Annotated in this window: 4 protein-coding genes and 1 pseudogene; 3 read left to right on the top strand and 2 right to left on the bottom strand. The window is 71.7% G+C overall.

From position 1 onward, the window contains the following. Positions 1-397: 397 nt before the first annotated feature. Positions 398-1,036 (top strand): annotated as a pseudogene (locus ACH4K4_RS34400) (GlxA family transcriptional regulator); the annotation flags it as partial. Positions 1,037-1,395: 359 nt separating this feature from the next. Here the strand turns inward: ACH4K4_RS34400 and ACH4K4_RS34395 are convergent. Continuing rightward, a complete protein-coding gene (locus tag ACH4K4_RS34395; protein ID WP_398173017.1) occupies positions 1,396-2,607 on the bottom strand; it encodes a cytochrome P450 in 1,212 nt (403 codons plus the stop codon). Further along, positions 2,604-9,047: an amino acid adenylation domain-containing protein gene (locus tag ACH4K4_RS34390; protein WP_398173015.1), complete on the bottom strand. Its 6,444-nt coding sequence runs from the start codon at positions 9,045-9,047 to the stop codon at positions 2,604-2,606. The genes ACH4K4_RS34395 and ACH4K4_RS34390 overlap by 4 nt, the downstream gene beginning before the upstream one ends. Positions 9,048-9,705: 658 nt before the next feature. Between ACH4K4_RS34390 and helR the strand changes: the two genes are divergently transcribed. Both helR and ACH4K4_RS34380 read left to right on the top strand, forming a co-directional pair. Then, on the top strand, positions 9,706-11,907 hold the full coding sequence (gene helR, locus ACH4K4_RS34385; RefSeq protein ID WP_398173013.1) for an RNA polymerase recycling motor ATPase HelR: 2,202 nt from the start codon (positions 9,706-9,708) through the stop codon (positions 11,905-11,907). A gap of 143 nt (positions 11,908-12,050) precedes the next feature. After that, positions 12,051-13,670, top strand: a complete 1,620-nt coding sequence (locus ACH4K4_RS34380) for a fibronectin type III domain-containing protein (RefSeq protein ID WP_398173011.1) — start codon at positions 12,051-12,053, stop codon at positions 13,668-13,670. Positions 13,671-13,731 lie beyond the last annotated feature (61 nt).

The following is a 13,731-nucleotide window of genomic DNA, read 5'->3' as shown; positions in this document are numbered from 1 at the left end:
CGGTGCGTTTCGGCCTTTCGGCTTCTTCGCGTTTCCGATCTTACCAGATCCGTTCGGCGTTTCCGCTTTCCGTTTCCGGCCCCCGTCGGAGCGGGTTTTCCGCGCCTTCCGGCGCGATCACCACTTTAGCGGTTTCTCCCGGTGACTCATAATCGAGTCGGCGGTTCGAATTCCGGGCATGCCGAAATTGTTCCCGTTCAGGAGTCGTGCAGTGGTGGTTGTGCCGCCGGTGCGGCGTGAGTGGCTGTCGCGGTGCCTGCCGACGCTGTGACAACCCGGAGAACATTACACGAAGGGCCGGGGCCGGGGCGACCGCTCCCCTGCCTGGCGGCGGCGTGTCCGTATGTGACAGGCGAACGTCATTGCCGCCATGGGCGGCAGCGGTGAGGATCGGTCCATGCCCGCTACCCACCGTGTCGTCATCGCCGCCTTCCCTGATGTCGACCTTCTCGATGTCACCGGCCCGGCCGAGGTCTTCGCGCTGGCCAACCGGGAGACCGCGGGCCGCGCCGGCTACCGGGTTCGCCTTGCCGGGCCGGTCGCCGGACCGGTTCGTACGTCGGCGGGCGTGCGCCTGGTCGCCGACGTGGCCTTCGACGACGTCGGTGATCAGGTGGACACCCTGGTGGTGCCGGGCGCGGTCGACATGACCGACGAGGGGCCCCTCGCCCGTATCGACCCCGCTGTCGTGGCGTGGGTGAAGGAGACGGCCTCGCACGCGCGGCGGGTGGCGTCGGTGTGTGTGGGTGCGCACCTGCTGGCCGCGGCCGGGCTGCTGGACGGGAGGACTGCGACCACTCACTGGTCGACCGCCGCCCAGCTCGCCGCTGATCACCCGGACGTCACCGTCGACCCGGATCCGATCTTCGTCCGTTCCGGCTGTGGCCGGCTGTGGACCGGGGCCGGGATCAGTGCCTGTCTGGATCTGGCGCTGGCCCTGGTGGCGGAGGACCTGGGTGAAGAGGTCGCCCTGGCGGTGGCGCGGCAGCTGGTGATGCATCTGAAGCGGCAGGGCGGTCAGAGTCAGTTCTCCGTACGAGGCCGTCCACGATGCCGACGATCGTGAAGGCGGTGTCACCGATGAAGACGGCGGGCCGGGCCTCCACGGTGATGAGGTGGCGGCGCCCAGTACGGCGACGTGTTCTCGGTGGCTGTCGTGGTACGTGTCGAAGGTCCGGCCCTGGGCCAGCGTGGGGCCCGCTGCCTCCATACGGCCTTTGGTCCTGAAGTCCCAGAGCGGATGTGCGTGTGGTGGGTGTCAGTCTCGCTACGTTCCAGAAAGGCCGCACGAGACCCTCCCCGGTAGTCGGTGAGCAAGCAGCGGACACGGAAAGATCCGGGACCCAAGCAGGTCACATATCCGTCGTCACCCTGACATCAATCGGCCTGCCCGGCCTACCAGGCGACGGGCAGTGTCTCCACGCCGTATTGGGGCGCGAGCTGTCGGAAGCGCAGTTCGTGTGGCGCGGCTGCCAGCCGTAGTCCCGGGAAGCGTTCCAGCAAGCGCGCGAAGGCGGTCCGCAGTGCCATTCGTGCCAGGGAGGCGCCGACGCAGTGGTGGATGCCGTGCCCGAAGGCCAGGTGGGTGGTGTTCTCGCGGGTGATGTCCAGGGTGTCCCGTGGTGCGCCGGGCATCTCGGCGCGGTTGGCCGCCAGCAGGGAACACGTCACGACCTGGCCGGCCTTGACCACCCGGCCCGCGAGCGGCACGTCCACCAGGGCGGTGCGGGGCGAGGCCAGTGAGACGACCGCGACGTAGCGCAGCAGTTCCTCCACGGCCCGGTCCATCAGTTCCGGCCGTTCGCGGAGCAGCGTGAGCTGGCCGGGGTGGAGCAGGAGCGCCAGGGTGCCCAGTCCCAGCATCTGGGCGGATCCCTCCAGTGCGGCGGCGATGAAGGACGAGCAGATGCCTGCCAGTTCTTGGTCGGTGACGTCCGTACCGTGTTCGCGGACGAGCATGCTGAGGAGGTCGTCGCCTGGTTCGGCGCGTTTCCGTGCCACGATCTTGACCAGGTACGTGTCGACCGTCTTCGCGGCCACTTCCCTCTTGTTGGTACGGCTGGTGGCACGGATGTCCAGGACGCGCGCCAGGTCGGCCAAGTCGTCACGCGGCACGCCGAGCAGCCCGCAGATGACCAGCCCTGGTACGGGCCAGGCGAAGTGCCGCATGAGGTCGGCCGGCGGCCCGGCACTCTCCAGGTCGTCCAGCTGGTCGGCGACGGCCTCCTCGATGACGGGCTCCATCCTGCGCATCCGCCGCACCGTGAACTCCGGTGTGAGCATCTTCCGGAGCCTGGCGTGCTCGGGCAGGTCGTACTGGAGCAGGTTGCCGGGCTGGACCAGCCGCCGGGACTCCTCCGCACTCGCCGCGGGCGGCCCCGTACTGAACCGTTCCGCGTCACCGAGGACCGCGCGCACTTCCTCACGGCCGGTGGCGATCCAGTCGTGTCCGCCGGTCCCCGGGGCCTCGACGAGCGGAGTCCGCACGCTCATCAGGCTCAGCTCGGGCAGGGGGTCGAGTACGTCACGGCGCTGGTACGCGGGAACGTCTGCCGGCTTCGGGCCGCTCCGGCGCCGACGCGGGGAGGAGGGTTCCGGCTTCGTCATGAGCAGTCACCTACGATGCGTCCGAGGTGCGTCAGGTGTGCGGTCTGAAGCATGTCGGCGTGGGCGGCGGGGACTTCGTGCGCCGTGATCCGTCCTCCCGTGTAGGGCCGCCAGCTCGCTTCCGCCTCCGGTACGTTCCGCCGCACCGGCCGGCCCCCGGTCGCGACGAAGAGCGTGAGGTCGCCCCGGAAGAAGCGCGGTGTGTGGCTCGCCGCCAGGCGGTGCGTGTTCCGCTGGATCTCCCGCATGTTGGTCACCAGCGGGCCGCTCACACCCTCCGGGTCGCCGTGCCCGCCGTCCGCGTCCCGCTCACCGTCGAAGAAGGTGCTGCCCGGGGAGTGGGGGTAGCCGTCGAGCACCGCCAGGAGCGCCACCGTCTCGCCCAGTTCTTCCAGCCGGGTGGCGAGTGCCTGGGCCAGCAGCCCGCCGACGGACCATCCGAGGAGGTGGTACGGGCCGGACGGCCGGACGGACCGGATGCGGTCGGCGTAGTCGGCCGCCATCTCCTCGACGCTCCGCGGCAGGGGCTCGGGGCCGGCGAGGCCGCGCGCCTGTACCCCGTAGACCGGCCGGTCCCGCGGCAGATGTGCGAGGATCGCCGCGTATCCCCAGGCCAGGCCGTTGCCGTGGTGCACGCAGAACAGCGGCGGGCGGCTGCCCTCCGGCCGCAGTGGCAGCAGCACGCCCAGGTCGTCGCGGTTGCGGACGACGCGCAGGGCCGTTGCCGGCCGGTCGTCGTCCCGGTTCCCGCCCGACATGGTGAGCAGCCCGGTACCGGTCCACTTCGCCCGCTCGCCCGTACGGAGCATCCGCTCGCCAGAGCCGAACGGACAGGCCACGAAGCGCGCGCCGGTCGGCCCGGGTTTCTCCGCGTAGCCGCGTGCCAGCAAGGGCCCCGCGACGTACAGGTCGCCCGCCACGCCCGCCGGGACCGGGCGCAGCAGGTCGTCCAGCACGAACGCGCGGGCGTTGCGCACCGGCCGCCCGGTGGGCGCTTCGGACGGGAGCAGTTCCCCGGGCCCGTTGCGGTGGCTGAGCCACGCGCCGGCCGTCTCCGTCGCGCCATGGGCGCTCACCACTGCCACTCCGGGGTGGCGGTTCCGCCATTCCGCCATGTCGTCGACGGTGACCCGGCCGCCGTCCACCACGACGACCTCCGTGAACGGTGGTTGTCCGGGCGTGGAGTCCGCGAGGGCCGACAGGTGATCGCGGGTGGTGACCAGCCGCCGTACGCCGTCCGGTTCGGCCAGTGGCGGGCCGTCCTGGCCGGGAATGCCCAGTCGGACGCCGTCTCCCGCGCAGAGGGCCGCCAGCAGCGGCGTGACCAGCGCGGCAGCGGGAGTGCGTACGTCCAGCAGCGTTCCTTGCTCCGCCGGGGAGGTGTCAGCCCTGTGTGCCGCGTGGCCGGCCAGGGCACGGTGTTCGACGACCGCTCCGGCTGGTCCCCCGGCGTCGAGCACGAGCGCCGCGTGGCCGGGCAGCGGCGCACGGCCGGGCACGGCCGTACGCGTCGCACCGTTCACCTCGGCCGGCGCGCCGTCGAGCGGCACGACCGGGACCGTGGTGCCGGAGGGCAGCAGACCGGCCGCGGCCGCGGTGCAGACCAGCGCGGCGGGCCGGGTCCTGCGCGGGCCGGAGACCGCGCCGTTCAAGGGCCGGGCCGGGTCGGCGAAGTGGCAGGCCGCGCCGGCCTTGAACACGCCGAGCAGCGCCACCGCCCACGTGGCGCCGGGCGGCAGCATCACGACGACGACGTCCTCCGGCCCGGCCCCCTGCCCGGCCAGCCGATGGGCGAGCCGGTCGGACACGGCGTCCAGCGCGCGGTACGTGAGCGCGCCGTCCCGGTCAGCGACGGCGACGGCCCCGGGCGTACGGGCGATCCGTCCGGCCAGCAGGTCGAGCACGGTGCCGTCCGGTGCCGGGGCCGCCGTCTCGTTCCAGGCCGTCACGAGCCTGCGGTGCTCGGCCGGGCCGAGCAGGATGTCCACTTCGCTCAGACGCAGCTCGGGCTCGGCTGCCACCTGCTCCAGGACACGGATGAGCCGGTGCGCGAGCGCGGTGGCGGTGGACCGGTCGAAGAGTTCGGTGGCATAGCGCAGCAGACCGTCGAGCCCGGCGGGGCTGCCGTCGCCCTCCTGCCGCTCGGTGAGGCTGAACGACAGGTCCGTCTCGGACGTACCGGCGTCGAGCGGGAGACGGGTGGTGCGCAGGCCCGGCAGGCCCGGCGTGTCCCACTCCCCGGCGACGTCGTCCCGTACGTGGAGCAGGACTTGGAACACGGGGTGCGCCGCCGACGGAGGCGCCGGCAACGCCGACACGACCCGTTCGAACGGTACGTCCTGGTGCGCGTACGCGGACAGGGCGGTCTCCCGCACCCGGACGAGCAGATCGGCGAACGTGGGGTCGCCGGAGGTGTCGGTGCGCAGCGCCAGCCGGTCGGTGAAGGGGCCCACCACGCCGTTCAGGTCCGCTTCCTCGTCCTGCGGCGACACCAGCGTCCCGAGCGTGATGTCCGTCCCCGCGCCCAGCCGGGTGAGCAGCAGCGCGAGCGCGGCGTGCACCGCCATGGAGGCCGTGGCGCCGTGCTCCTCGGCGGTCTCCGCCAGTTGGTCGTGCGCCTCGGCGCCGAGTTCCAGCGGCACCGAGTCCGTACGGCGGGACGGCCGCTCCGGACGCCCGCGGTCGGTCGGCAAGGTGGTGCTCGCCGCGTCGGCCAGGGTGTTCTTCCAGTAGGCGAGCTGCTCACCGATCAGGCTGTCCGCCTCCTGCTCGCCCCTGAGCAGCTCCGCCTCCCACAGCGCGTAATCGGCGAACTGCAGGGGCAGGGGCGCCCGTTCCGACACCCGGCCCTTGCGCCGGGCGCCGTACGCCACGGCCAGGTCGCGGACGAGGACGTCCATCGACGCGTCGTCGGCGGCGATCCGGTGCACGACGAGGAGCAGGACGTGTTCGGTGTCCGAGAGGGCGAACAGGTACGGCGCCCAGGGCGGCTGCCGCGCGAGGTCGAACGGGTGCCGGGCGGCGGTGGCCAGCAGGCCCGGCAGCTCCGCCTCGGCCGCCGGTGTCACGGAGAGCGTCGGGCGGCCGGCGTCGGCGTCCAAGGCGTGCTGGTGCGGAGCGCTTCCGCCGGTGCCGTGGAAGACCGTCCGCAGGATGTCGTGCCGTGCCGCGACATCCTGGAGCGCCGCCTCCAGAACGGCCGGGTCCAGCTCGCCGGCCAGGCGGAGCGCGAGCGGAATCTGCTGGTCCGCGAGCGGGGGCCGCCGGGCCGGCTGCCAGGTACGCAGCTGGTTCACCGAGAGGGGGACGGCGTCCGGGTGCTCGACCGGACGCAGCTCCGGGCGCGCCTTCGACTCCATGGCCCGGGCCACGCCGACGGGTGTCGGCGCGCCGAAGAACTGCCGCATGTTCAGTTCGGCGCCGAGTTCGGTCCTGATCCGGGCGGCCAGGCGCATGGCCAGGGTCGAGTTGCCGCCCAGGTCGAAGAAGTTGTCGTCCGCGCCCACGTTTTCGAGGTCGAGGGCCTCGGCGAACAGGGCGCAGAGGATCTTCTCCGTACCGGTCTCCGGAGCGCGCCCGGAGGCCCGCTCGGCGAAGTCGGGCGCCGGCAGCGCGGCCCGGTCCAGCTTGCCGTTGGCGGTGAGCGGCAGCGCCTCCAGCGGCATGACCGCGGCCGGGATCATGTAGTCCGGCAGTGCCCCGGTCAGGTGCTCTCGCAGGCGGCGTTGGTCGATCCCCGGTACGCGGGGAACGACGTAACCGACCAACCGGGTGTCGCCCGGCCGGTCCGTGCGCGCCACGACTGCGGCCCGGGCCACGTCCGGGTGCGCGGCGAGAACGGATTCGACCTCGCCCGGCTCGACGCGGAAACCGCGGATCTTGACCTGCTCGTCCGCCCGCCCGGCGAACCGCAGCTGCCCCTCGGCCGTCCACTTCGCCAGGTCTCCCGAACGGTACATGCGCGCGCCCGGTACGAAGGGGCAGGCCACGAACCGCTCGGCGGTCAGGTCCTGGCGGCCCGTGTAGCCACGGGCCAGGCCGGGGCCGGCTACGTAGAGTTCGCCGACCGCGCCGACGGGAACCGGCTTGAGGAAGTCGTCCAGGACGAAGACGCGCACGTTGCCGATCGGGCGGCCGATGGCGGGCGGGGCGTCCCGCGCGGTGATGTCCGCGTCGAGGAGGGTGGCCGTGGTGATCACGGTGGCCTCGGTCGGGCCGTAGGTGTTCCACACCCGGGCCCCGGCCCGCCACCGGGCCGCCAGGTCCGCGCTCAGCCGATCCGCGCCCAGCACCCAGTTCCGCACGCCGGGGACGGCGGCGGGGTCCAGCACGCCGAGCAGTGCGGGAACCACGCTGGCCACCCGCACACCGGCCGTACGGATCAGCTCCGCCAGCGCGCCGGGCTCCGTGCGCTCCGCGCTGGTGGCGATCACGAGGGTGCCGCCCGCGCCCAGCGTGACCGCCACGTCCAGCACCGCGGCGTCGAAACCGAACGAGGCGAACTGCAACGCCGGCACGCCCGCGTCCACGCCCAGCACCGGCCGCATCGCTTCTGCCAGGTTGGCCACGCCTCCGTGGGACACCGCCACGCCCTTGGGCCGTCCCGTGGAACCGGACGTGTAGATCACATATGCCAACTGCCCTGCCGGCACGGCACTTTCGAGCGGACCGGCCGGCTGGTCACCCACGTCCCGCGCTGCCTCGTCCAGCAGCACCACCTCCGCCGCCCCGCCCGCCACCACCGGCGCGGTCTCGGCGGTCGCCAGCACCACCGACGCACCGCTGTCCCCCACCATGAAACCGAGCCGGTCAACGGGGTACTCAGGGTCCAGCGGAACGTACGCACCACCCGCCTTCCACACGGCGAGCAGCCCCACGACCATCTCCGCCCCACGCGGCAGGCACAGCCCCACCCGCGACTCGCGCGTAACACCCAAACCCCTCAGATACCGCGCCAACCGATGCGCCCGTCCCGCCAACTCCCCGTACGTCACAGCCTCCCCGCCGCACCGCACCGCCACCGCTCCCGGCGACCGCTCCGCCTGCTCCTCGAAGAGGTCCAGCGCCGTGTCCCGGGACACCGGCCACGCGGTGTCGTTCCACTCGGTCACCACACGGGAGCGTTCGGTCTCGTCCAGTACGTCGATGGCGCCGACCCGGACCGCCGGATCGGCCACCACCTGCTCCAGCACGCGGATCAGCCGGTCGAGGACGCGCTGGACGGTGGCGTGGTCGAACAGATCGGGCTGGTAGTCGATCGCGCAATTCATCCGTTCGCCCGGCGTCAGCAGCAGCGTGAGCGGATAGTGCGCGGCTTCCTGGCCGCCGACCATCCTGATGGCGAAGGTGCCCGGGGCGGGCGCCCCGGCCGGGGGCCGCGGGTAGTTCTCGTACACGACGAGCGTGTCGAAGAGCGCGCCGGGACCGGCGGCCTTCTGGATCTCCGGCAGTCCGAGGTGCTGGTGTGTCATCAGCGCGGACTGGCGTTCCTGAAGCTCCGCCAGCATGTCCGATACCGGCTGCGCGCCGTCGAGGCACACCCGTACCGGGATCGTGTTCATGGTGAGGCCGACCATCGACTCGACCGCCGGCAGTTCGGCGGGGCGCCCCGCGGAGGTGGCGCCGAACACCACGTCGCGGCGTCCGGTCAGCCGGGCCAGCACCAGCGCCCACGCGCCCTGCACCACCGTGTTCACCGTCAGCTCCCGGCCGCGGGCCAGCCGCTCCAGGCCCTGGGACAGCTCGGCCGGCAGGTCGGTGCTCAGGTTCCCGGACGCGTCGGTCGTCCTGGCGGGGTCGGCCGGTACGACGAGCGTGGGCTCGTCGACGCCCGCCAGCGCCGCCCGCCACGCGCCCCGCGCCGCTTCCTTGTCCTGCCGGTTCAGCCATGCCAGGTACTCCCGGTACGACGTCGTCGGCGGCAGTCCGGCGGTGCTGCCGCCCGCCGCGTAGACCGTGAGCATCTCGTTGATCAGTACCGGCAGGGACCAGCCGTCCATCAGGATGTGGTGGTGGGTGAGCACCAGCCGGTGCCGTTCCGTGCCGAGCCGGACCAGCAGCAGGCGCAGCAACGGGGGAACCGCCAGGTCGAACCGCTCCGTCCGTTCCCGGTCGGACAGGCGGCCCAGCTCGGCGAGGGCCTCGGCCTCCGCCCTGCCGGAGAGATCCGCTTCCTGCCACGGCAGTTCGACCTTTCGCACGACGACCTGGAACGGCTCACCCGACTTCCGCCGCCGGAACCCCGTCCGCAACGCGGCGTGCCTGGCCAGCAGCCCTTCCCACGACGTGTGCAAGCGGTCCGTGTCCAAGGGGCCGACCAGCTCCAGCGTGCGCTGTCCCTGGTAGGTGTCCGGGCCCTCGCCGTCGAAGGTGGAATGGAACAGCATTCCCTCCTGCAACGGCGACAGCGGCCACACGTCTTCGACACGGGATTGGGTCATCGGCTCTTTCTCCTTACAACGGATCGTCCGGAAGGGGCCGCTCAGAGCCGTAGGAAAGGTCGCTTTCGCTTACGTCGTCTTGGACTTCTTACGGCGCGAGGTCGAGGAGGAGGAAGTCGGAGAGGGCGTGACCGACAGCGACAGGGCGGGCGACGTGCGCGTCAGGCCGCCCGGCAACGCCCGCCGGACCACCGGGCCCGCCAGTCCCGGTCATGCCCCATGGAAACCCAAACCACCGCGAACGCCCAAGCTGTCCAACCCGACCGGGTACGGAAACCGGGCTGTCCAACCGGCTCTCTTTTCGCCTTGGACACCCGGGGGCGCACCCGGCGCGGCGTCCGGGAACCGGACGGAGACGGGCCAAGCGGAAGATGTGTACGTCAACGCGGCCCTCGTCGGGCGAGAAAGGCAAGAAGGAATGCCCACCTCTTGCCACTCTTAACTTATAGCGCACCGGGGGGCTTGCGGCAAGGCCCCGGTCGTACCGCAGAATCACCTGGCCAAAGCCAGAACCTGCGGAAACGGGAGATTCACGAAGTGCGTGTGTTGTTGTCGGTTTACGGGTCGTGCGGTGATGTCGAGCCAGTGGCGGGGCCCGCGCTGCGGCCGGGTGCGCTGCCGGATCTCGCGGGCCCGGCCTCGGATCGGAGCTGAGGACATGAACCCCACGACCACCAGCGCGTTTGCCCTCTCCGACCACCTCTCCCCCAAGGCCGACCCGGCGCTGATCGCCGACGACGAGAAGCACTTCGCGGCCATCGCGGAGAGCCTTGAGCAGTCGATCGCCGAGCTGTCCGGCCAGCTCGACGCCGAGCTGAAGGCGCCCGGTGGCCTGGGCCGGCAGGCGATGGACCGGGACACGGAGGTCCACCGGCTGACCGCCCGCCTGCGCGCCCTGCGCCGCTTCGGCCTGGACCTGTGCCTGGGGCGTGTCGTCAGCGCGGACCACACCGAGCCCATGTACATCGGACGGCTCGGCCTCACCGACAGCGCGGGGCGCCGGCTGCTGACCGACTGGCGCTCACCCGCGGCCGAGCCGTTCTTCGCGGCGACCCACGCCGACCCGATGGGGCTGGCCAGCCGCCGCAGGTACCGCTGGACCGGCGGCCGGATCAGCGACTACTGGGACGAGGTGTTCACCACCGACGGCCTCGAAGGGCACGCCGCGCTCGACGACCAGTCCGCCTTCATCGCCAGCCTGGGCAGCAGCCGGTCGCCCCGGATGCGGGACGTGCTCGCCACCATCCAGTCCGACCAGGACGCGATCATCCGGGCGGGATCCAGCGGCGCGCTCGTCGTCGACGGGGGCCCGGGGACGGGGAAGACCGTCGTCGCCCTGCACCGCTCCGCCTATCTCCTCTACGCCGACCCCCGCCTCGGCCACCGTCGGGGCGGCGTGCTGTTCGTCGGCCCGCACCAGCCGTACCTGGCCTACGTCTCCGACGTACTCCCCAGCCTCGGCGAGGAAGGCGTGCAGACCTGCACCCTGCGGGACCTCGTCGCCGAGGGGGCCGGGGCGGCGGCCGAGGCCGACCCGGAGGTGGCGCGCCTGAAGTCGTCCGCCGACATGGTCAAGGCGATCGAGAAGGCCGTCAGGTTCTACGAGGAGCCGCCCACCGAGGGGATGACGGTCACGACCTCTTGGTCCGACGTCTGGCTGAGTCCCGGCGACTGGGCCGAGGCGTTCGAAGCGCCGGAGCCGGGCACGCCGCACAACGAGGCGCGCGAACAGGTCTGGGAGGAGCTGCTCAGGATCCTGGTGGACAAGCACGACGGCGACGACGTCTCGCCCGACCTGCTGCGTAAGTCGCTGGAGCACGACAAGGAGCTGCTGAGGGCCCTCTACCGCGCGTGGCCGCTGCTCGAAGCGGCCGACCTCGTCGGAGACCTGTGGTCGGTGCCCGCCTACCTGCGGATGTGCGCTCCCTGGCTCGAACGCGACGACGTCCGCAAGCTGCAACGGGCGGACGCCCAGGCCTGGACGCTGTCCGACCTGCCGCTCCTGGACACGGCGCGGCAACGGCTCGGCGACCCGGAGGCCTCGCTGCGCAAGCGCCGGCACGACGCCTCGGTCGCCGCCGAACGCGAGCGCATGGCCGACGTCATCGACAACGTGCTCGCGGCCGACGACGACGGCGAGGCCGCGGTGACGATGCTGCGCGGGCAGGACCTGCGGGACAGCCTGATCGACGAGGCGGCATTGCCCGGCGCCGAACCGGACCTGCTCGCCGGCCCGTTCGCGCACATCGTCGTGGACGAGGCCCAGGAGCTGACCGACGCGGAGTGGCAGATGCTGTTGCTCCGCTGCCCGTCCCGGAGCTTCACCATCGTCGGCGACCGCGCCCAGGCCAGGCACGGGTTCACGGAATCGTGGCGGGAGCGGCTCGAACGGGTCGGGCTGGACCGGATCGACGTGGCCTCCCTGAGCATCAACTACCGGACGCCGGAGGAGGTCATGGCGGAAGCCGAGCCCGCCATCCGGGCCGCGCTCCCGGACGCCAACGTGCCCACCTCCGTCCGCAGCGGCGGCGTCCCCGTCGTCCACGGTCACATCGCGGACCTGGACCCGGTCCTTGAGGCCTGGCTCGCCGCGCATGCCGACGGGACGGCCTGCGTCATCGGCGATCCGGCGTTCCGTGCGACGTCCCGCGTCCGGTCGCTGACCCCCGAGCTGGCGAAGGGCCTTGAGTTCGACCTGGTCGTCCTCACCGACCCGGAGGCGTTCGGCACGGGCGTCGAAGGGGCGGTGGACCGGTATGTCGCGATGACCCGGGCGACCCGGCAGCTCGTCGTTCTCACGCGTACCGCCGGACGGCAGGAAACCCTCCGTACCCACGCCGAAGGCTTTTCGAGGGCGTGATTCCGCTGGCCCCGCGCGTTCTTCCAGCCGCTCCGCCACTGGCCGAATTCCGTGATTGACGAGGGCATTTGCCGTGCCTAGGTTCGCTGTCGCGACGGGGGGAGGAGCGCCCGAGATCCGGAAGTGAGAAACGAGGGGTGGACATGGCAAAGCAGTACGTCACGCCAGAATGGGAATCCCCTGGCGAGTGGTACGGAACCATGAAGGCCACGGTCTGGAATTTCGAAAGCGAACCGCTCGTCGACCCGGAGATTTCCTTCCGCGTACAGTCGGACCAGAACGTCACGGACGTCTACGGGCTCACCTGGACCCGGTCGGGCAACGTCATCACCGGGCGTCTGGTGCCCGAGCGCAAGACCGTTCCGCCCAACCGGGGTACCCAGGAGTTCCGGCTCGGCTTCTCCCGGTCCATGCCGGGCCCCGGCCCGCTGCCGACCGAGTTCAAGGTCAACGGCCAGTCCGCCGACGTACCCGACGACACGACGCCGCCGAGCGTGCCGACGCAGATACAGGTGGACACCCTCGGCCCGACCCAGGCCACGCTGTCCTGGACCCCCTCCACCGACAACATCGGCGTGATGGGCTATGAGGTGACCTACGGCGGCCCCCAGCCGCTGCGGGTCAAGGACGAGACGGCGGTGCTCTCCGGTCTCACTCCGACGACCGCGTACACGGTGCGGATCACGGCTGTGGACCTCGCGGGGAACCGCTCCGACCAGTCCCAGCCGCTGGAGTTCACCACGACCGACAAGCTCCCGGACGGCGGCCCCTGGGACATGCCGCGCGCGCCGTACGTGGACTACATGGCCTGGCCGAACCCCAGCCTCCCCCAGTACGCCCAGGAATCCGGCGTCGACGGCTTCATGCTGGGCTTCATCGTCGCCAACAACAACAAGAAGCTGGCGTGGGCCGGGCAGGACGGCCCCGACTGGGAAGTCGACCAGAGCTCGTACGGGAAGAAGGACATCCAGCAGCTTGCCGCCGCCGGCGGCAAGGTCGCCTTCTCCTGCGGCGGAGCCTCCGGAAGGCCTCTTGAGGCCGTCGAGACGAGCGTCCCGAAGATCGTCGAGCAGTACGAGGCGTTCCTGCGCAACTACACGGTCGCGCGCATCGACTTCGACTTCGAGGGCGACTTCCTGGCCGACGAGCCCGCACACCTGCGGCACACGGCGGCGATCTCCCAGGTCCTCGTCAAGCACCCCGGCCTCAAGGTGTCCTACACCCTGCCCGCCGACGCGCAGCCCGGCGAGGGGTCGGCGGGCTTCAGCCCGGTCGGCGTCAGGTTCCTGGCCAAGGTCGCCGCCGCCGGCATCGAGCCCGGCCTGGTCAACGGCATGCTCATGGAGTTCGGCCAGAGCGCGCCGCCCGACATGTACGAGTGCTGCGTCATCGGCCTCAAGGCCATGCACGGCCAGATCGGTTCGCTGTGGCCCGCCTGGGGCGCCGGGAAGGTTTGGAACCGTACGGGCGCCACCCCGATGTTCGGCTGCAACATCAACAAGCGGGTCTTCACCCTCGACAACCAGCGCAGCCTGGTCGAGTTCGCCCACGAGAACCAGCTCGGCGCCCTCTCCGGCTGGGACGCCACCCGCGACCACAACCAAGGCAACCCCGACGTCCAGCCGCCGTGCACCGTCGGCTGCGAGCAGTGCGACACCTACCGGTGTACGTGCGTGGACCAGCGGCCGTTCGACTTCAGCAAGCTCATCGCCCTCTACAAGAACGGCGCCGCCCCGACCACCGGCCCCCAGACCCGGATCTGAGAGCCCCGTCCCCGCACCCGGCGAACGGCCGCGCCACGCGCGGCCGTTCGTCCGTACGGGA

Origin of the sequence: Streptomyces sp. NPDC017529 (assembly GCF_044329785.1) — a bacterium.
Lineage (GTDB): Bacteria > Actinomycetota > Actinomycetes > Streptomycetales > Streptomycetaceae > Streptomyces.
Note: the sequence above shows the minus strand (reverse complement) of the source record. Positions and strands in the feature narration are given on the sequence as shown.

What these genes read in the sequence shown, in the direction of transcription:
- ACH4K4_RS34395 (WP_398173017.1), bottom strand. Translation starts at nt 2,607, where the DNA reads ATGACGAAGCCGGAACCCTCCTCCCCGCGTCGGCGCCGGAGCGGCCCG.
- ACH4K4_RS34390 (WP_398173015.1), bottom strand. Translation starts at nt 9,047, where the DNA reads ATGACCCAATCCCGTGTCGAAGACGTGTGGCCGCTGTCGCCGTTGCAG.
- helR (WP_398173013.1), top strand. Translation starts at nt 9,706, where the DNA reads ATGAACCCCACGACCACCAGCGCGTTTGCCCTCTCCGACCACCTCTCC.
- ACH4K4_RS34380 (WP_398173011.1), top strand. Translation starts at nt 12,051, where the DNA reads ATGGCAAAGCAGTACGTCACGCCAGAATGGGAATCCCCTGGCGAGTGG.